Genomic DNA, 18,739 nt, shown 5'->3' on the forward strand with positions numbered 1-18,739 from the left:
GGTGGCGATTGTGTTGTTTTTTGTCGGGGTGGTGATTTTTTCCGGGGCGATACTGATGATATTTAGTGAATAGCGTTTGCTGGCGGGTTCGGGTTGCTGCACGTTTAAGTGACTGGCCTATCGGGGTTATCCGGAACGCGGACCCGCTGTCACGTCCATGTCCGCTCGGCCTCGCACTTCCCTGTGCTCGGACGGTCCGCTTATCCGGATAACCCCGATTGCCTATTTACTGAGGTGTTGCTGTTCAGGTCGCGTCAGGTTTTAGTGCCTGGCGTATCGGGGCTGGCCGGAACACGGACCCGCTGCCACGTCCATGTCCGCTCGGCCTCGCACTTCCCTGTGCTCGGACGGTCCGCTTATCCGGATAACCCCGATTGCCTGAAGACTTTGGTGTTGCTGCTGGAAAAACTGATTTCTTCTGGCCGCAAAGCAATGATTTGAAAGGGGAACCGTTACGGGACAGGTTAGCCGGGTGTCTGCCGCAGGGATGCGGCAGCCAAGCCCCCAGGGACCGGGTTCACGGCGACCCGGCGATCTGCCCGTAACGGTCGCCCCGTTTCGCAGATCCCACAGCGACCTGCCCCATAACGCTTCAGAAAGGACTACTCCTTCGCGATCGGCGTCTCGCTAATCGCTACGGTTTCATCACCCTGGATTTTCTGCACCCGCTGCTCAACCTGCTGCACCGCGCTGGCATCCTTCAGCAGGGAATAGGTCAGCGTAAACTCGGTACTCTGCCCTGGCTGCAACTGCTTCACGCGGCCCTGCTCTTTCTCAATCGTCACCGGATAAGCATAGTTCGTGCCCGGCTCAATCCCGGTCACGTAACCCTGCTTCTGCGTATCGGTGTTTTTCCACATGGTCAACAGAGGCAGCTGTTTGATATCGAACTCAATTGATGCGCCCTTATCACCCTTGCTGTTAATCACTGCGGCCACGGTTTTACCGTTTTCGTCGGCTTTCGGCGTAAGGTTAAACACCATCTCGTCGAAGTCTTTCGTCGGCGCGCCGTAAACATTCCAGTCGTTCAGACCTTTCTTCGCGTAGTCGTTAAACGGTGAAACCGACTTCAGCGGCGCGATAAACCGTGCGTCTTTCTCAAGGATCGGCGTGCCGAAGTTGCTGTGATAGATAATCTGGTAATCGTGCGGATAGTCTGCATGGTTGGTCAGCACATCATGCACGGTAAAGGAGTCAGAGCCGGGCACGTAACGCAGCTCGGTCCAGGTTTCGAGTTTCGCTTTTTTGAAGGTGGTCTCTTTCAGCAGACCGCGAATACGGATTTCATGCGGCGCTTTTTCATCAACGATCACTTCAACTTTTGAAGCCGGGGTATTACCCGCTTTCCCGTGCAGCGTGTAAATCACGCCGTCTTTAGTGACCGGGTGGCCGGTCCACTCAAAGCCACAGCGCACCATCATTTCGTTGAACCCTTCCAGCCAGCCCAGGCCGTTGCGGCTTTCCAGATTGATGTAAGCCGGGTTCACGACCTCATCAACCGGGGAATCCCAGCCAAGGCGCACGCCGTGGCCGTTAACATGCAGCAGATCCATGCCTCGCGTCGGGCTGAGGGCGATGGTCAGGCCATTTTTACTGGTGATGGTCAGCACTTTCGAGCCTTCCTGCTTGCCGCCGTGCAGAACTTTTTGCTGAATGCTGAAGTTCTCACCGGAAAGCTTCAGCTGCTGGCTGTTTACCTGCCAGTTTCCCTTTTCCACACTGGTTTCAGCATCCGTCAGCAGCCAGCTTTGTGCCGATGCCTGACCGCAGATTAACGCCGTAATTACCCCTGCCAGAAGTCTTTTCTTCATCGTATTATCCCTTTTGCTGAATTGATTTAGCTTTGACCGCGTCAAGACTACAAATCAGCGCGGGAGAAAAATGTGACAATCATCACCGCATGGACTTTTAGCCATTTTTAGTCGAATAATCGTGCTATTTCTCACTAAAAAATGCATGCGAAGTTGTTTGTTTCATTATTAATGCGACGTAAAGCCATTTACTCACCCACCAAGACTTAACGATTCAGCTAGTTTTTCAGGGCCAGTGAAAAATCATCATTGCCCGGCAACCCCTCCTGCCCGCCGTGCTGTCCCTGCCGCTCGAAGATTGCATCGCACCGGTGCCAGCGTTAAGGTGGTCACCCTTAGTGAATAACAAGTGATTAACAGGGTATGAGCTTCTCGGCTTTCGGTGACAAATTTACGCGCCACTCAGGCATTACGCGCCTGATGGAAGATATGGGTGAGGGTTTACGCACGCCGGGTACGGTGATGTTAGGCGGCGGTAACCCCGCGCAGATCCCCGCAATGAATGACTATTTCCATCAACTTTTGCAGCAGATGCACGACGAAGGCAAGCTGACGGATGCGCTGTGCAACTATGACGGCCCGCAGGGTAAAAGCACCCTGCTGAACTCCCTGGCGGAGCTGCTCAGTAAAGAGCAGGGCTGGCAGATTTCGCCGAAAAATATTGCCCTGACCAACGGCAGCCAGAGCGCCTTTTTCTACCTGTTTAACCTGTATGCCGGGCATCGCGCTGACGGCCAGAAAAAGCGTGTACTTTTCCCGCTGGCTCCAGAATATCTTGGCTATGCCGATGCCGGGCTGGATGAGGACCTGTTTGTCTCCACCCGACCGAATATCGAAATGCTGCCGGAAGGCCAGTTCAAGTATCACGTGGACTTTGAACATCTGCACATCGGCGAAGATACCGGCCTGATCTGCGTCTCCCGACCCACCAACCCCACCGGTAACGTGATTACCGATGATGAGTTGCTGAAACTGGACGCACTGGCGCAGCAGCACGATATTCCACTGCTGATTGATAATGCTTACGGCGTTCCTTTCCCGGGCATTATTTTCAGCGAAGCACGCCCGCTGTGGAATCCGAACATCATTCTGTGCATGAGCCTGTCCAAGCTGGGGCTGCCGGGCTCGCGCTGCGGCATCATCATCGCCGATGAGAAGGTGATCTCGGCCATCAGCAATATGAACGGGATTATCAGCCTCGCCCCCGGCAGCATTGGCCCGGCCATGGCGCATGAGATGATTCAACGTGGCGATCTGCTGCGGCTGTCGGAAGAGGTGATTAAGCCCTTCTATCAGGAACGTGTTAAGCAGACAATCGCGGTTATTCGCAGCTATCTGCCGGAAGATCGCTGCCTGATCCATAAACCTGAAGGCGCGATTTTCCTCTGGCTGTGGTTTAAGGACCTGCCGATTTCCACTGAAATTCTTTACCAGCGGCTGAAGCAGCGCGGCGTGCTGATGGTACCGGGGCATTTCTTCTTCCCGGGGCTGGAGGCTGAGTGGCCTCACACGCATCAGTGCATGCGCATGAACTACGTTCCGGATAGCGCAGTGATTGAGCGGGGCGTGGCGATTCTGGCGGAAGAGATAGAGCGGGCGTTAAGCGAAGGATAAACAACTGGGGCCGCTTAACGGCGGCCCCTGCATCAGCATTATTTCAGAATTTCAATGCGGCGCGGTTTATTGGCTTCCGGCACCACGCGTTCCAGGTCGATGTACAGCAGACCATTCTCCAGGCGAGCATCCCGCACGTGGACGTGCTCTGCCAGCTGGAATTTACGCTCAAAGTTACGTTCCGCGATGCCCTGATACAGATAGGTGCGCTGCTCCTGCTCTTCAGGATGCGAGCCGCGAACGGTCAGCAAATTGTCGTGGGAGGTGATTTCCAGCTCGCTTTCCGCAAAACCGGCCACGGCAATCGTAATACGATAGTGGTTTTCTGCCACCAGCTCCACGTTGTAGGGAGGGTAGCCGCCGTTGTTCCCCTGACCCTGGCTGGTTTCCAGCAGGTTGATCAGACGGTCAAAGCCGATAGATGAACGATACAGTGGGGCAAGGTCGAAATTACGCATGTTTAAGCTCCTGATATACAGCGAGTTATTAAGATATCGACTCTCCACTATGGACGAGTCGCTGGCTCAGTAAGTACTGCCCTGTCGGCGCAGGTACTTCACTGACCGTAGTAGTAAAATGGTGACACCAGTGACGCTTTCAAGGGGAAGTTGTGATTTTTTTAACCCGATCGCACTGAATGTCATACACTCAGGGATGAGTTCGTCGGCCTTAGTGCCAGCCACCGTAGAGTGGACCGGGATTTCCCCGCGTTTGACGACAGATCTCAGCAGGCTGCAACGACTGAAGGGATAGTAAATGATGAAGGCATTAAAGAAGTATACCGCTGCAGGATTGCTTACCTGCGCCTCACTTGGCGCCACCAGCGGCTGCTCAAGCGTTATGACCCATACCGGCCCCAGTCAGGGCTATTATCCAGGAACGCGCGCCAGCGCCAGCGTGTTGACCGATGACGACAGCAGCTGGGCGATGAAACCGCTGGCGGCAATTGATTTGCCGTTTTCTGCGGTGATGGATACGCTGCTGCTGCCGTGGGATTACTATCGTAACGATGATACGGACTCGCCGCGCGAGCGCGTGCGCCGAAGCGAACAGCAAAACAGGACCGCCGACGGACTGTCGCAGGCGGCCCCGATGGTTTCTAATTCACCGACGCCATAAAGATCTGCTGATACCCGTCGTGGCTGCGCAGGTAAGCAACGTGCCGACCGTCGGGAGAAAATACCACCGCATCCGCTGAGGGTGCGGTTTCACTGCGTGGAGTAATGCGGCGCAGTTTTCCCGTTGCCAGCGTACAGAGCGTCACGCTGTTGTCGCAGATAAACGCCAGGCTTTCGCCGTCGGGATGCCAGCTGAAGGCGGACTGAATGCCGCTTTCCGACCGGGTTATCTGGCGCGGTTCGCCCCCCAGCGGGGATACCGTCCACAGCTGGACCACACCGAGATCGTCCTTCATCAGAAAGGCAATCGCGCTGCCGTCCGGTGCGCTACGCAGCCAGTGCCTCGGTGTACTGACCAGACCGGGATAGCGGCGTTGATGGGTAAAGGTGACGCGCCGCTGCTGTACGCTCTCAGGCGGAGCAGGCAGGCGCGTTGCCGTACCTTCCAGCGGTTGCGCTCCCGCCACGGCAAAATCGGCATTATTTTCCGGCAGATCGACGACGAACACTTCCGCCACCTTCTCACCGTTTGCCGCCAGCGTATCGCCAATAAAGGCCAGCGCCCAGCGCTGCCGCTGCGCACCCCGCTGATAACCCCGGGAGCCAATCCATCCCTCTTCGTAAGCGCGATTGATCTCATCGCTGCCCGGCTGCGGCGTTGGCGTGGTCTGACTGACCAGCACGCAGTAGTGGCTGCCGTCGTATTCACGCGGGTGACTTTTCGGCGGGCACACCGCATGCAGCGGTACGGCAACGCCAACGTTGCGCAAATCCTGGGTTTTGTCCCACTCATGCATCACATGATCGTTGTAGGTAAAACTTAAGCGGCTGCCGTCCGGGCTAAAGACATGAACGTGGGAACCACCGCGCAGCGCGCCGGGCGTGAAGGGTGGCGTAATATCGCAGGCGTCCAGATTCTCCGCCACGCCGTGCTGAATAATCACTCCGCGCCGGTGGTGAAAATCATATTTCCACAGGCTGTCGGGATGCTCCGGCCCGTGAATACAGACGTAGCGCGGCGGAAGATCGGGACTGGCGGTGACCACGCCAACGTGCGCACCGTCCCGCGCCTGATATAGTACCTCCACCACGCCGCTGCTGACGTTGACCCGCTCAATAGTCAGGCCGGTAAAAGACGCCCCGGAAGGGCGCACGTCATAGACCAGCCACTGACTGTCGGCGGTCCAGACGTTAATGTTGGTCAGCTGATGATGCCGGGGGGCGAAAGTGATCTGCTGTTCACTCATCGGGCAGTCCTTTTACAGAACAAATTTCTCAATCGCCACGGCAACGCCGTCTTCACGATTGGATGTCGTAACAAACTGGGCGATTTCTTTCACCACCGGAATCGCATTGCCCATCGCCACGCCCGTGCCCACGAATTCCAGCATTGCCAGGTCGTTTTCCTGATCGCCCAGCGCCATCAGCTCGTCGCGTTGCAGGCCAAGACGTTCTGCAAGCAGCTTAACGCCGGCGCCTTTGTTCACCTCTTTATTGAGGATTTCCAGGAAGAACGGCGCGCTTTTCATGATGGTGTTACGTTCGTAAGCTTCAGCAGGAATGCGGGCAATCGCCGCGTCCAGCAGTTCAGGCTCATCGATCATCATGATTTTCGGGAAGATTAACGTTGGGTCCATCTCCTCCACGGTACGGTAGCGCAGCGGCATGCCGGTGAGACCCGCTTCGTGGACGGTGTAACGGCTGATATCTTTGTTGGCGGTATAGAGGTGGCTCTGGGTCAGCGCCTGGAAGTTTACCCCCAGTTCACGGGACATCTGCTCATAGTAGAGGTAGTCATCGAAGGTCACCGGCACTTCAGCCACGCAGCTGGCATCGTTCGCTTTTTGCACCAGTGCGCCGTTGTTGGTGATGCAGTACTGGCCTTCTTGCTCCAGGCCCAGTTCGCGCAGGTAGCGCTGTACGCCGAGGAACGGCCGTCCGGTTGCCAGCACCACCGCCACGCCTTTATCGCGCGCCGCCTCAATCGCCGCTTTCACGCGCGGCGTCACTTCGTGCTGCGGGTTAAGCAGCGTCCCATCGATATCAATCGCTATTAATTTAATCGCCATGCCACACTCCTTAGCTTCTGTTGTGTTCCATGCTAGCGCGATTCAGCTGACGATCTCCAGCAGGTTGCATAGTTAGTTGCCAGACCGATGGATTACGGGAAAGTCACGATCGCTGGCGGACGCGTCTGGAATGCGGGTAATGCAACAGGAACAGCAGAAAAAGAATCCAGACAGAGACAGCAGAGGCAGAGGCAGAGGCAGAGGCAGAGGCAGAGGCAGAGGCAGAGGCAGAGGCAGAGGCAGAACGGTTATTCAGGGGCGGCCTGAAAACAAGCCGCCCCTGTACCCGAGATTAGATATCGATGTTTGCCGCCCGCAGGGCGTTTTCTTCGATAAAGGCACGACGTGGCTCAACCGCATCGCCCATCAGCGTGGTGAACAGCTGATCGGCCGCAATCGCATCTTTCACCGTCACGCGCAGCATACGACGGCTGTCCGGGTCCATGGTGGTTTCCCACAGCTGTTCCGGGTTCATTTCACCCAGACCTTTATAACGCTGTACGGACAGGCCACGACGTGACTCTTTCACCAGCCAGTCCATTGCCTGCTCGAAGCTGGCAACCGGCTGGCGGCGCTCGCCGCGCTCAATGTAGGCATCTTCTTCAATCAGGCCGCGAAGTTTTTCACCCAGCGCACAGATTTTGCGATATTCCGCGCCCAGCATAAACTCCGTATCGAGCGGATAATCGGTATCCACGCCGTGGGTACGGATGCGAACCACCGGCTCAAAGATATGCAGCTCACGGTTTTCACGCACCACACCAACGTAACTGCTGCCGTGCTGCTCTTTTTCGTTCAGCCAGGTCACCAGATTATCCAGCCAGCTTTGCACCGCCGCTTCCGCAGAGAGATCGCTCAGCGTTGGGTTGTAGATCAGCGCATTCAGCAGCGCTACCGGATAGCGGCGCTCCATACGCTTGATCATTTTGCGCGTGCTGTTGAATTCAGCCACCAGCGACTCCAGCGGCTCACCGCCCAGCGCAGGCGCATTGGCGTTGGTGTGCAGCGTGGCACCATCAAGAGCGATAGCGATCTGGTACTGGTCCATGGCTTCGTCGTCTTTGATGTACTGTTCCTGCTTGCCTTTTTTCACCTTATACAGCGGCGGCTGTGCGATATACACATGGCCACGCTCGATGATTTCCGGCATCTGACGGTAGAAGAAAGTCAGCAACAGCGTACGGATATGCGAACCATCGACGTCGGCATCGGTCATGATGATGATGCTGTGATAGCGCAGTTTGTCCGGGTTATATTCATCGCGACCAATGCCGCAGCCCAGCGCGGTGATCAGCGTCGCGACTTCCTGCGAAGAGAGCATCTTGTCGAAGCGCGCCTTCTCCACGTTAAGGATTTTACCTTTCAGCGGCAGAATCGCCTGGTTTTTACGGTTACGACCCTGCTTGGCTGAACCGCCCGCAGAATCACCCTCCACCAGGTAAATTTCAGACAGCGCCGGGTCGCGCTCCTGACAGTCGGCCAGTTTGCCCGGCAGGCCTGCCAGATCCAGCGCGCCCTTACGACGGGTCATCTCACGGGCACGGCGTGCGGCTTCACGCGCACGCGCAGCATCAATAATCTTACCGACCACGATTTTCGCATCGCCCGGATTTTCCAGCAGATATTCGCTCAGCAGTTCGTTCATCTGCTGTTCAACCGCCGATTTAACCTCAGAGGAAACCAGCTTGTCTTTGGTCTGCGAGGAGAATTTAGGGTCCGGCACTTTCACCGACACGACCGCAATCAGGCCTTCACGCGCATCGTCACCGGTGGCGCTGACTTTGGCTTTCTTGCTGTAGCCTTCTTTATCCATGTAGGCATTCAGCGTACGGGTCATCGCCGCACGGAAGCCAGCCAGGTGCGTACCGCCGTCGCGCTGTGGAATGTTGTTGGTGAAACAGTAAATGTTTTCCTGGAAACCGTCGTTCCACTGCAGCGCCACTTCCACGCCAATGCCGTCTTTTTCGGTAGAGAAATAGAACACATTTGGGTGAATCGGGGTTTTGTTCTTGTTCAGATACTCCACAAACGCCTTAATACCGCCGTCGTAGTGGTAGTGATCTTTCTTATCGTCACGCTTATCTTCCAGCCTGATGGACACGCCAGAGTTCAGGAAGGAGAGCTCACGCAGGCGTTTAGCCAGGATCTCATATTCGAAATCGGTAACGTTGGTAAAGGTCTGGTGGCTTGGCCAGAAGCGCACGCGAGTACCGGTGAGTTCGGTTTCGCCGGTGACGCTCAGCGGGGCCTGCGGCACGCCGTGCACGTAGATCTGCTGGTGAACCTGACCGTCACGACGGATGGTCAGCTCCAGCTTTTCAGACAGGGCGTTAACCACTGAGACACCCACGCCGTGAAGACCGCCGGAAACTTTATAAGAGTTGTCATCAAATTTACCGCCTGCGTGCAGCACGGTCATGATCACTTCGGCAGCGGAAACCCCTTCCTCCGGGTGAATGCCGGTCGGGATACCACGGCCATCATCCTGCACGGAAACAGAGTTATCGGCATGAATGGTAACAACAATATCGGAGCAGTAGCCGGCGAGTGCTTCGTCAATGGCGTTATCCACGACCTCGAAGACCATGTGATGCAGACCGGTACCGTCATCCGTATCGCCGATATACATACCAGGGCGCTTGCGTACAGCATCAAGTCCTTTAAGAACTTTAATACTTGAGGAGTCATAAGAATTCGACATCAACGTTTCTCGCTCATTTAATCTTCAGGTTGAACCGCTATTTTACCCTGTTCCACGTGGAACATCTTGCCCTTTTCGTCAGCCATATCGAACACATGTTCAGTACCAATGGCACTAACGAAAACCTGGGCCTGAGTGGCTTTCAAACGCGACGCCAGCAGCTGTCGACGCGTCTCATCCAGCTCAGAGGCAAAATCATCTATCAGATACAGGCAACGACGCCCGCTCTGTCGGGTGAGAAACTCACCCTGCGCCAGCCTCAGGGCGCACATCAGCAGCTTAAGTTGGCCGCGTGAGAGTAAATCTTCCACCGGCGTCCCTTCGGCACGAATGCGGAAATCCGCTTTGTGCGGGCCGGTGGCGGTATAGGTCAGTGCGCGATCGCGCTCGAACTGACGTTCAAGCAGTTCCGCATAGTCACTCTCTTTATCCCAGCCGCGCTGGAAAGAGAAACTCAGTTCGAACTCGGGTAAAAACTGCGCACAGGTTGTATTGATATCGGCGGCAATCGCTTCGCTGTAGGCCGCACGCCATGCGCTTATCTGTTCAGCCAGCGGTGCCAGCTCCTGGTCCCAGGCGCGAATCTGCTGGTAGCGCGTCACCTGACGCAGCGCGGCGTTGCGCTGCTTTAACAGCCTGCGCAGATTGTTCCAGGCATTAAAAAAGCCCGGCTCGTTGTGGAAGCAGCCCCAGTCTATGTAGGCGCGGCGAAATTTCGGCCCGCCGTTCAGCAGGGTAAACCCCTCCGGCGTGATCAGCTGCATCGGCAGCATCTGCGCCAGTTCGGCCACTTTATGGCCGTCGCTGCCGTCAATGCGGACTTTACTGTCGCCGGCACGATTTTTGGTCAGGCCAACCGAGATCTCGCGTTCAGCGCCAGCAATACGGCCGTGCAGCACAAAGGCGTCCTGATCGTGGCGGATCACCCGCCCGGCCTGCAGGCTGCGAAACGCACGCCCGTGGCCAAGGGTATAGATCGCTTCCAGCACGCTGGTTTTGCCGCTGCCGTTGGGGCCCACAAGGAAGTTAAACCCCGGGGCCAGCGTCAGATCCGCATTTTCGATATTACGAAAATCTTTAATAAGAAGGCGGGTTAAAGCCATAACGAATCCAGCGTGAAGGGGATTTTACCTGACATATGCGATCCAGGCCGTCGGCGGCGCAGCCAGTCTGGTTACGGCCAGCGCACAGAACTTGGGAGCATACTGAAGTATGTGACCAAGGGCGAGCACTGCACGGGACCAGAATGGCAAGTAAGCCAGGCCGATATTCTCTATAATCTCATCGGCATAACAACGTAGGCCGCACTCTGGCTAGCTGCATCTTCAATCTGCACGCTGGAAACCGAATCCGTCAGCAGCAGACGCACGTTCTCGCACTTCAGCGCGTTCAGCACATCCAGCACGTAGCTGACGTTGAAGCCGATTTCGAGATCGGTGCCGCCGTAGCTCACGTCCAGAATCTCTTCTGCTTCTTCCTGTTCCGGGTTGTTGGCGGTGATTTTCAGCTGGTTTTCACTGATATACAGACGCACGCCGCGGAACTTCTCGTTAGAAAGAATCGCCGCACGGGAAAACGCCTGCTTCAGCAGATCGCAGCTGGCATCCAGGGTTTTATCCGGATTTTTTGGCAGTACGCGGCGATAGTCAGGGAAACGGCCGTCAACCAGCTTTGAGGTGAAGATGAAGTCACCAACGTGCGCGCGGATATTGTTGCTGCCGATCTGCACCTGCAATGGCGTATCGCCACCGTCGAGCAGACGAACCAGTTCAATCACTCCTTTACGCGGCACGATCACCGAATGATTTGGCAGAGACTGGCCCACCGGCATTGAACAGACCGCCAGCCGGTGTCCGTCGGTGGCGACGGTGCGCAGCTCTTCGCCTTCGGTTTCAAACAGCATACCGTTCAGGTAGTAGCGAACGTCCTGATGCGCCATCGAAAACTGCGTGGCTTCGATCAGGCGCTTCATGGTCGCCTGCGGCAGGGTGAATTCGACATCAATCTGCCAGTCGTCCAGGTTCGGGAAGTCGCTGGCGGGCAGAGTGGAAAGTGAGAACCGGCTGCGGCCAGAGCGCACCAGCATTCTGTCACCTTCCAGAATCACGGTGATCTCCGCGCCTTCGGGCAGGCCACGGCAGATATCAAAGAATTTACGTGCCGGAACCGTTGTGGCGCCCGGCTGATGATCCTGAGTCAGCGCCACGCGCGCGACCATTTCCATCTCAAGATCGGTACCGGTCAGCCGCAGGGTGCCTTCATCGACCTGCAGCAGCAGGTTACCAAGGATCGGCAGAGTAGGGCGGCCGCCTAACGGGCTGCTGACCTGCTGTAATGGTTTAAGCAAACGCTCACGTTCTACAATAAATTTCATAGTCAGGAAGATAATGTTCTGATTAGATTTGAGAAATCTTCTTTAATGTCGTGACTCTCTTCACGCAGCTGCTCAATTTTACGGCAGGCATGTAGCACGGTGGTATGGTCACGACCCCCGAAAGCGTCGCCGATCTCCGGCAGACTGTGGTTGGTCAGCTCTTTCGCCATCGCCATCGCCATCTGGCGCGGGCGGGCTACGGAGCGGGATCGCCGTTTAGACAGCAGATCGGCCACTTTAATTTTGTAGTATTCGGCAACCGTCTTTTGAATGTTGTCGATAGTGACCAGCTTTTCCTGTAGCGCCAGCAGGTCACGCAGCGCTTCACGTACGAAGTCGATGGTGATGGCACGCCCGGTAAAGTTGGCATTGGCGATAACGCGGTTCAGTGCCCCTTCGAGCTCGCGGACGTTAGAGCGCAGACGCTTGGCAATAAAGAATGCCACTTCACCCGGCAGGCGGATGTCATTCTCATCTGCTTTTTTCATCAGAATCGCCACGCGGGTTTCCAGCTCAGGCGGCTCAATTGCCACCGTCAGGCCCCAGCCAAAGCGGGATTTAAGACGATCTTCTACCCCGTTGATCTCTTTCGGATAGCGATCCGAGGTCAAAATGATCTGCTGATTACCTTCCAACAGCGCATTAAAGGTATGGAAGAACTCTTCCTGAGAGCGCTCTTTGTTGGCAAAGAACTGGATGTCATCGATCAGCAGCGCATCGACCGAACGGTAATAACGCTTAAACTCTTCGATAGCGTTGTTTTGTAATGCTTTTACCATGTCCTGTACGAAACGCTCGGAGTGCATATACACCACTTTGGCGTTGGGCTTGCGCGCCATAATGCCGTTGCCGACCGCATGCAGCAGGTGCGTTTTACCTAAGCCCGTACCGCCGTACAGAAACAACGGGTTGTATGCGCCGCCGGGATTATCGGCCACCTGACGCGCCGCCGCGCGTGCCAGCTGGTTTGATTTACCCTCAACGAAATTATCAAAGTTGTGCTTGGTATTGACGTTCGAGCGGTATGACAGTTCCGCCGGAGCAGGTACGCTGTCCCAGCTTGGGCGAACCGGAGCCGCACGGCTGCCGAAACCTGGCGCACTGGCGTGCGCGCTGGCCATCACCGGCTGGCTGACGGGCTGTACCACCGGTTTGCTGCCCACTTCAAAACGCAACAGCGGAACGTTCGGCCCACAGAAGTCATTTAGCAGTGCATTGATATTATTCAGGTATTTATCCCGAACCCAGTCGAGTACAAACCGATTTGGTGCGTATAATGCCAGCGTGTTGTCATTCAGTTCGGCCTGCAAGGGGCGTATCCACATGCTGAATTCTGTGGCAGGTAGCTCATCCTGCAAACGGGCAAGACACTGTTGCCAAAGCGTAAGTGACACGGCGGACTCCACTCGAAAAAAAATTCGATAAGAAATAATAAGGGCGCTGAAGCGATAATTTCATCATTGTTGACGCATGCCGATGAGACGCATGCGAACCGTTATCTACGGTTACTCCACTCTAGCCCGGCATCCTGGAAGCATGCGGTTAGCAAGACGACCCGGAGGATCGTTAGCGGAACGGCGGATCATAGCGTAAACCGTCGCAGAGATCTTCACTTTCTACACAGTTTTGATCCAATTTATCCACAGGCGCATACAACGCAGATTAGTTTACGCCACCTTGCGCAAAAGACATTCAGGATCGTCTGCATTCAGTGAAATTTAATGGTGCCATCACGTTATTGCCGCAAAAACAATGTAACGGGATCGCGATATGATCCTGCACGATCCTTGCGCTTTTTAACGGAGGCCGTATAATTCTTGCCCCGGCGTGCTGCGCCGTGGCCCTTATGGCTGTTTTTGCGGGTCAAAACGGGCAATCAGGGCGCGGTTTTCACGCGAAGTAAATTGACTCTGGACTGTACAATTATTACAATCCCGCCTCTTTATTAAAGATACACTGAGGCGTCGGTCGGTTTTTCGGGCCAGTTAACGCGTCACTAAGTGAAATTATTCAAGTTTAGGTAGAAATCGCCATGAAACGCACTTTTCAACCGTCCGTACTGAAGCGTAACCGTTCACACGGTTTCCGTGCTCGTATGGCAAATAAAAATGGTCGTCAGGTTCTGGCACGTCGTCGTGCTAAAGGCCGTTCTCGTCTGACCGTTTCTAAGTAATAAAAGCTAACCGCTGAGTGGTTAAGCTCGCATTTCCCAGGGAGTTACGTTTGTTAACTCCCACTCATTTCACTTTCGTCTTCCAGCAGCCACAACGGGCTGGCACGCCGCAAATCACCATTCTCGGCCGCCTGAACACGCTGGGGCATCCCCGCATCGGTCTGACCGTCGCAAAAAAACATGTTAAGCGTGCGCACGAGCGTAATCGGATCAAGCGATTGACCCGTGAAAGCTTTCGCCTGCGCCAGCATGAACTTCCCGCAATGGATTTTGTGATTGTGGCGAAGAAAGGGGTCGCTGACCTGGATAATAAGGCATTGACGGAAGCGTTGGAGAAATTATGGCGCCGCCATTGTCGCCTGGCTCGCGGTTCCTAATCGCGCTGATTCGCGTCTATCAGCGCGTAATCAGCCCGCTATTAGGACCTCACTGCCGATTTCATCCTACCTGCTCGCAATACGGAATTGAGGCATTGCGCAGGTTTGGGGTGATAAAAGGGAGTTGGTTGACGATGAAACGCATATTAAAATGCCACCCTTTGAACCCAGGTGGCGACGATCCGGTACCGCCAAACAACCATTGATACCAGAGAACATTAACGATGGATTCGCAACGCAATCTCTTTCTCATCGCTTTTCTGTTCGTGTCTTTTATGATCTGGCAAGCCTGGCAGACGGATAATAATCCTCAGCCATTGCAAACCCAGACCACGCAGACCACGACAGCAGCGGGTGATGTCGCTAATCAGGGTGTTCCTGCCAGCGGCCAGGGCAAAACGATCACCGTTAAGACCGATGTCCTGTCTTTAAGCATTAATACTCGCGGTGGTGATATTGACCAGGCACAGCTGCTGACCTATCCGGACTCACTGGGTTCCGATAAGCCTTTCCTGCTGCTGGAAAACACACCTGATTTCCTGTACCAGGCGCAGAGCGGCCTGACCGGTCGTAACGGCCCGGATAATCCGGCAAACGGCGGTCGTCCTCTTTACACGGCTTCTCAGGATAGCTTCGAACTGGCCGATGGTCAGAGCGAACTGCGTATCCCACTGACCTTTACCGCTGAAAACGGCGCGGTCTACACCAAGACCTTCGTGCTGAAACGCGGTGAATACGCTATTGGCGTCGATTATCAGATCAACAACGCCAGCCAGCAGCCGCTGGAAGTGTCGATGTTCGGTCAGCTGAAACAGACTATCGATCTGCCTAAGCATCGTGATACCGGCAGCAACAACTTTGCTCTGCATACTTTCCGTGGCGCGGCTTACTCCAGCAGTGAGACCAACTACGAGAAGTATAAATTCGATAAGATCAGCGAAAACGAAAACCTGAGCACCACCACCACCAACGGTTGGGTGGCGATGCTGCAGCAGTACTTCGCGACGGCCTGGGTACCGCAGACCGCTGGCAGCAACACGCTGTACACCAGCAACCTGGGTAACGGCGTAGCGGCAGTGGGCTTCAAGTCTGCACCGGTGACTATCGCGGCGGGTTCCCAGCAGGAACTGAAAGCCACGCTGTGGGTTGGCCCGGAAATTCAGGACAAAATGGCGGCGATTGCCCCACACCTGGATCTGACCGTAGACTACGGCTGGCTGTGGTTTATCTCTCAGCCACTGTTTAAGCTGCTGAAATTCCTGCACAGCTTCATCGGTAACTGGGGCTTCTCGATTATCGTTATCACCTTTATCGTTCGTGGCATCATGTACCCGCTGACTAAAGCGCAGTACACCTCCATGGCGAAAATGCGCATGCTGCAGCCGAAGATTCAGGCGATGCGTGAGCGTTTAGGCGATGACAAACAGCGCATGAGTCAGGAAATGATGGCGCTGTATAAGTCTGAGAAGGTTAACCCGCTGGGCGGCTGTCTGCCTCTGGTTATCCAGATGCCAATCTTCCTGGCCCTGTACTACATGCTGATGGGCTCGGTAGAACTGCGTCATGCGCCGTTTGCACTGTGGATACACGATCTGTCAGCGCAGGACCCGTACTACATCCTGCCGATCCTGATGGGTATCACGATGTTCTTCATCCAGAAGATGTCGCCGACCACCGTGACCGATCCGATGCAGCAGAAGATCATGACCTTTATGCCGGTCATCTTCACCGTGTTCTTCCTGTGGTTCCCTTCAGGTCTGGTGCTGTACTACATCGTCAGTAACCTGGTGACCATTATCCAGCAGCAGCTGATTTATCGCGGCCTGGAAAAACGTGGCCTGCACAGCCGCGACAAGAAGAAAGCGTAAGAGTAAAAACACGGGGCAGCCTTTTTACGGTTGCCGCGTGCCAATAACGAACACACTGTTTACACTAAGGCGGTCACTCAGACCGCCTTATTTTTTTGCATCAAAAGAGAGTTAACCATGAGCCATAGCGATACGATTGTTGCCCAGGCAACCCCGCCAGGACGCGGCGGCGTAGGTATTCTGCGCGTTTCCGGTAGCAAAGCGGCGGAAGTGGCACAGCTGCTGCTGGGCAAGCTGCCCAAGCCGCGCTATGCCGACTATCTTCCGTTTCGCGACGCCGACGGTAGCACCCTGGACCAGGGTATCGCGCTGTGGTTCCCCGGCCCTAACTCCTTTACCGGCGAAGATGTGCTGGAGCTGCAGGGCCACGGCGGCCCGGTGATCCTCGACCTGCTGCTGAAACGCATCGTGGCGCTGCCCGGGCTGCGCATTGCCAACCCGGGTGAGTTCTCCGAACGCGCCTTCCTCAACGACAAGCTGGACCTGACACAGGCGGAAGCGATTGCCGACCTGATCGACGCCAGTTCCGAGCAGGCGGCGCGCTCGGCCGTTAACTCGCTGCAGGGCGTTTTCTCCACCCGTGTTAACAACCTTGTGGAAGCACTTACTCACCTGCGGATCTACGTGGAAGCGGCCATCGACTTCCCGGATGAAGAGATCGACTTCCTCTCAGACGGTAAAATTGAAGCGCTGCTGCACAAGGTGATTGCCGATCTGGACGGCGTACGTGCCGAAGCGCGCCAGGGCAGCCTGCTGCGCGAAGGGATGAAGGTAGTGATTGCCGGGCGCCCCAACGCCGGTAAATCCAGCCTGCTAAATGCGCTGGCCGGCCGCGATGCCGCTATCGTCACCGATATTGCCGGCACCACGCGCGACGTGCTGCGCGAGCATATTCATATCGACGGCATGCCGTTGCATATCATTGATACTGCGGGCCTGCGTGAAGCCAGCGACGAAGTTGAGCGCATCGGCATCGAACGTGCGTGGAAAGAGATCGAACAGGCCGATCGCGTGCTGTTTATGGTCGACGGCACCACCACGGATGCAACGGAACCGGGCGAGATCTGGCCGGACTTTATTGCCCGCCTGCCGGAGGCGCTGCCGATCACCGTGGTACGTAATAAAGCCGATAAGACCGGTGAGACGTTGGGAATTACAGAAGTAAACGGTCACTCACTTATTCGCCTTTCCGCCCGTACCGGCGAAGGCGTGGACGTGCTGCGCGAACATCTGAAGGCCAGTATGGGCTTCTCGGGCAATATGGAGGGTGGATTCCTGGCCCGTCGCCGTCACCTGCAGGCGCTGGAGCTGGCGGCAGAACATCTGCAGCAGGGCAAACATCAGCTGCTTGGGGCCTGGGCAGGGGAACTGCTGGCGGAAGAGCTGCGCCTGGCGCAGCAAAGCCTGAGTGAAATCACCGGGGAATTCAGCTCCGATGACCTGCTGGGGCGGATATTCTCCAGCTTCTGTATTGGTAAGTAATTAATAGAATACAAAAATGACACGCTATAGCCGTTAAGATTTAGTTCACCTGCTATAGCGTGTCATTCACATCCAAAAGTGAGCATTCACTGACCTGCATTAACGGACTGTTAATGCAGATATTTTTCCAAACAGGACTTCTGTCGCAATATCTTTATCCGCTTTTATTCTGCAATCCAGGCGCAAGAGCGGGTAGGCTCAATTCGTCAATCATCTGGATAAACAGATCGCGCAATGGATCGTCCATTGAAGGATTCCATGCCAGTCCAATATCCCAATCCGTGTAGGGACCGCAGAGCGATATCAACTCAATATCGGGACCGGCAAACCACGTTGCGCTATGAGGTACCATCGCAACACCCGCGCCAGCCGAAACCAGTGCTATCAGCGTCTGAATGTCCCCGGCATGTTGTACCACATGGGGCGTGATTTGATGAAACCTCAGCAAATGAGCAATCTGGCTGTCCAGCCCCGGCCCTCTGTCCGGTGTCAGCATCAATAGCGGCAATGTCGCCAGCACATCATAACCTTCATCCTTCAATCGGTTTGCGATACCGGTACCTCGCGGTACGGCCAGCACCAGTGTTTCACGCAAAACCAGTTGCGCAGTTAACGGCGGCTCGACCGGCAGGCGAGTAAACGCTAACTGCAACTGCCCGTTCAGTAATCCAACCGTTTGCAGCCGGGAGGGCATATCTTCAAGGCTGATAGAAACATCCGGGCAGCGCTGGCGAAATGCCGCAACCCAGCCGGGTGCTAATCTGATAGCAGAGATACCAAATCCGACGGCCAGGCTGCCTCGAGTTCCTTTCGCCAGGCTCACGGCATATTGACGATACTCATGATGCTGCCGGATCAGCAGGCGTGTTCTTTCAAACAATTCGGCGGCAAAATGTGTCATCTTTGCGCCATGACGACCGCGTGCAAACAGCGTTGCACCAAGATCTTTCTCAAGTGACTGAATCTGCTTAGTCAATGCAGGTTGGGTGATACATAGCTGTTGCGCCGCTTCACGATAACTACCGCATTCGGCAAGCGTGACAAAAGCACGTAGCTGACGTATATCCATTCCATTTCGCTATCGTTAGCAAATTTTTATTGATTATATTTCCGCCAGGTTTTGTTTTCTAATCATTTCACCAACTGTAATAA

At 55.3% G+C, this 18,739-nt stretch carries 15 protein-coding genes and 1 pseudogene; 7 read left to right on the forward strand and 9 right to left on the reverse strand.

Annotated elements, in window-relative coordinates:
- Positions 1 to 602: 602 nt before the first annotated feature.
- Positions 603 to 1,811 (reverse strand): aldose 1-epimerase family protein, encoded by a 1,209-nt coding sequence (locus tag JOE09_RS23090; RefSeq protein WP_205067497.1) that lies wholly within the window; start codon positions 1,809 to 1,811, stop codon positions 603 to 605.
- 363 nt (positions 1,812 to 2,174) lie between these two features.
- On the opposite strand from JOE09_RS23090, the gene JOE09_RS23095 reads away from it, so the two are divergent.
- Complete coding sequence (locus tag JOE09_RS23095) at positions 2,175 to 3,425, forward strand: valine--pyruvate transaminase (RefSeq protein WP_205067498.1); 1,251 nt, start codon at positions 2,175 to 2,177, stop codon at positions 3,423 to 3,425.
- 38 nt (positions 3,426 to 3,463) lie between these two features.
- Here the strand turns inward: JOE09_RS23095 and ibpA are convergent, their stop codons facing one another.
- Positions 3,464 to 3,883, reverse strand: a complete 420-nt coding sequence (gene ibpA / locus JOE09_RS23100; RefSeq protein ID WP_105595327.1) for a small heat shock chaperone IbpA — start codon at positions 3,881 to 3,883, stop codon at positions 3,464 to 3,466.
- 301 nt (positions 3,884 to 4,184) lie between these two features.
- Between ibpA and JOE09_RS23105 the strand changes: the two genes are divergently transcribed.
- Positions 4,185 to 4,544 (forward strand): YceK/YidQ family lipoprotein, encoded by a 360-nt coding sequence (locus tag JOE09_RS23105; RefSeq protein ID WP_105595335.1) that lies wholly within the window; start codon positions 4,185 to 4,187, stop codon positions 4,542 to 4,544.
- Here JOE09_RS23105 and JOE09_RS23110 read toward each other — a convergent pair.
- The 6 genes from JOE09_RS23110 to dnaA form a co-directional block, all read right to left on the reverse strand.
- Positions 4,525 to 5,790 (reverse strand): YidR family protein, encoded by a 1,266-nt coding sequence (locus tag JOE09_RS23110; RefSeq protein WP_205067499.1) that lies wholly within the window; start codon positions 5,788 to 5,790, stop codon positions 4,525 to 4,527. The two genes, JOE09_RS23105 and JOE09_RS23110, sit on opposite strands and share 20 nt — an antisense overlap.
- A gap of 12 nt (positions 5,791 to 5,802) precedes the next feature.
- On the reverse strand, positions 5,803 to 6,612 hold the full coding sequence (gene yidA, locus JOE09_RS23115) for a sugar-phosphatase (protein ID WP_205067500.1): 810 nt from the start codon (positions 6,610 to 6,612) through the stop codon (positions 5,803 to 5,805).
- A 292-nt stretch (positions 6,613 to 6,904) separates the two neighbouring features.
- Entirely contained in the window at positions 6,905 to 9,313 is a 2,409-nt protein-coding gene (gene gyrB, locus JOE09_RS23120) for a DNA topoisomerase (ATP-hydrolyzing) subunit B (protein ID WP_205067501.1), read from the reverse strand.
- Positions 9,314 to 9,330: 17 nt separating this feature from the next.
- Positions 9,331 to 10,416: a DNA replication/repair protein RecF gene (gene recF, locus JOE09_RS23125; protein WP_205067502.1), complete on the reverse strand. Its 1,086-nt coding sequence runs from the start codon at positions 10,414 to 10,416 to the stop codon at positions 9,331 to 9,333.
- 170 nt (positions 10,417 to 10,586) lie between these two features.
- Positions 10,587 to 11,687, reverse strand: a complete 1,101-nt coding sequence (gene dnaN, locus JOE09_RS23130) for a DNA polymerase III subunit beta (protein WP_105595322.1) — start codon at positions 11,685 to 11,687, stop codon at positions 10,587 to 10,589.
- Between the two features lie 2 nt (positions 11,688 to 11,689).
- A complete protein-coding gene (gene dnaA / locus JOE09_RS23135; RefSeq protein WP_205067503.1) occupies positions 11,690 to 13,081 on the reverse strand; it encodes a chromosomal replication initiator protein DnaA in 1,392 nt (463 codons plus the stop codon).
- A 638-nt stretch (positions 13,082 to 13,719) separates the two neighbouring features.
- Between dnaA and rpmH the strand changes: the two genes are divergently transcribed.
- The 5 genes and pseudogenes from rpmH (at position 13,720) to mnmE (ending at position 17,587) form a co-directional block, all read left to right on the forward strand.
- Positions 13,720 to 13,860, forward strand: a complete 141-nt coding sequence (rpmH, locus tag JOE09_RS23140; protein WP_003023858.1) for a 50S ribosomal protein L34 — start codon at positions 13,720 to 13,722, stop codon at positions 13,858 to 13,860.
- A gap of 17 nt (positions 13,861 to 13,877) precedes the next feature.
- Complete coding sequence (rnpA, locus tag JOE09_RS23145) at positions 13,878 to 14,237, forward strand: ribonuclease P protein component (RefSeq protein ID WP_105595320.1); 360 nt, start codon at positions 13,878 to 13,880, stop codon at positions 14,235 to 14,237.
- A pseudogene (gene yidD, locus JOE09_RS23150) lies at positions 14,201 to 14,459 on the forward strand (membrane protein insertion efficiency factor YidD). The gene rnpA and the pseudogene yidD overlap by 37 nt, the downstream one beginning before the upstream one ends.
- Positions 14,460 to 14,461: 2 nt before the next feature.
- A complete protein-coding gene (gene yidC / locus JOE09_RS23155; protein WP_205067504.1) occupies positions 14,462 to 16,105 on the forward strand; it encodes a membrane protein insertase YidC in 1,644 nt (547 codons plus the stop codon).
- A gap of 117 nt (positions 16,106 to 16,222) precedes the next feature.
- Positions 16,223 to 17,587, forward strand: a complete 1,365-nt coding sequence (gene mnmE, locus JOE09_RS23160) for a tRNA uridine-5-carboxymethylaminomethyl(34) synthesis GTPase MnmE (protein ID WP_205067505.1) — start codon at positions 16,223 to 16,225, stop codon at positions 17,585 to 17,587.
- 154 nt (positions 17,588 to 17,741) lie between these two features.
- Here the strand turns inward: mnmE and JOE09_RS23165 are convergent, their stop codons facing one another.
- Entirely contained in the window at positions 17,742 to 18,656 is a 915-nt protein-coding gene (locus tag JOE09_RS23165; protein WP_205067506.1) for a LysR family transcriptional regulator, read from the reverse strand.
- Positions 18,657 to 18,739 lie beyond the last annotated feature (83 nt).

Origin of the sequence: Pantoea coffeiphila, from assembly GCF_016909495.1 — a bacterium.
Lineage (GTDB): Bacteria > Pseudomonadota > Gammaproteobacteria > Enterobacterales > Enterobacteriaceae > Erwinia > Erwinia coffeiphila.

Excerpts from the sequence above, each read along its gene's own strand:
- JOE09_RS23090 (WP_205067497.1), bottom strand. The coding sequence starts at position 1,811 with ATGAAGAAAAGACTTCTGGCAGGGGTAATTACGGCGTTAATCTGCGGT.
- JOE09_RS23095 (WP_205067498.1), top strand. The coding sequence starts at position 2,175 with ATGAGCTTCTCGGCTTTCGGTGACAAATTTACGCGCCACTCAGGCATT.
- ibpA (WP_105595327.1), bottom strand. The coding sequence starts at position 3,883 with ATGCGTAATTTCGACCTTGCCCCACTGTATCGTTCATCTATCGGCTTT.
- JOE09_RS23105 (WP_105595335.1), top strand. The coding sequence starts at position 4,185 with ATGAAGGCATTAAAGAAGTATACCGCTGCAGGATTGCTTACCTGCGCC.
- JOE09_RS23110 (WP_205067499.1), bottom strand. The coding sequence starts at position 5,790 with ATGAGTGAACAGCAGATCACTTTCGCCCCCCGGCATCATCAGCTGACC.
- yidA (WP_205067500.1), bottom strand. The coding sequence starts at position 6,612 with ATGGCGATTAAATTAATAGCGATTGATATCGATGGGACGCTGCTTAAC.
- gyrB (WP_205067501.1), bottom strand. The coding sequence starts at position 9,313 with ATGTCGAATTCTTATGACTCCTCAAGTATTAAAGTTCTTAAAGGACTT.
- recF (WP_205067502.1), bottom strand. The coding sequence starts at position 10,416 with ATGGCTTTAACCCGCCTTCTTATTAAAGATTTTCGTAATATCGAAAAT.
- dnaN (WP_105595322.1), bottom strand. The coding sequence starts at position 11,687 with ATGAAATTTATTGTAGAACGTGAGCGTTTGCTTAAACCATTACAGCAG.
- rpmH (WP_003023858.1), top strand. The coding sequence starts at position 13,720 with ATGAAACGCACTTTTCAACCGTCCGTACTGAAGCGTAACCGTTCACAC.
- yidC (WP_205067504.1), top strand. The coding sequence starts at position 14,462 with ATGGATTCGCAACGCAATCTCTTTCTCATCGCTTTTCTGTTCGTGTCT.
- mnmE (WP_205067505.1), top strand. The coding sequence starts at position 16,223 with ATGAGCCATAGCGATACGATTGTTGCCCAGGCAACCCCGCCAGGACGC.
- JOE09_RS23165 (WP_205067506.1), bottom strand. The coding sequence starts at position 18,656 with ATGGATATACGTCAGCTACGTGCTTTTGTCACGCTTGCCGAATGCGGT.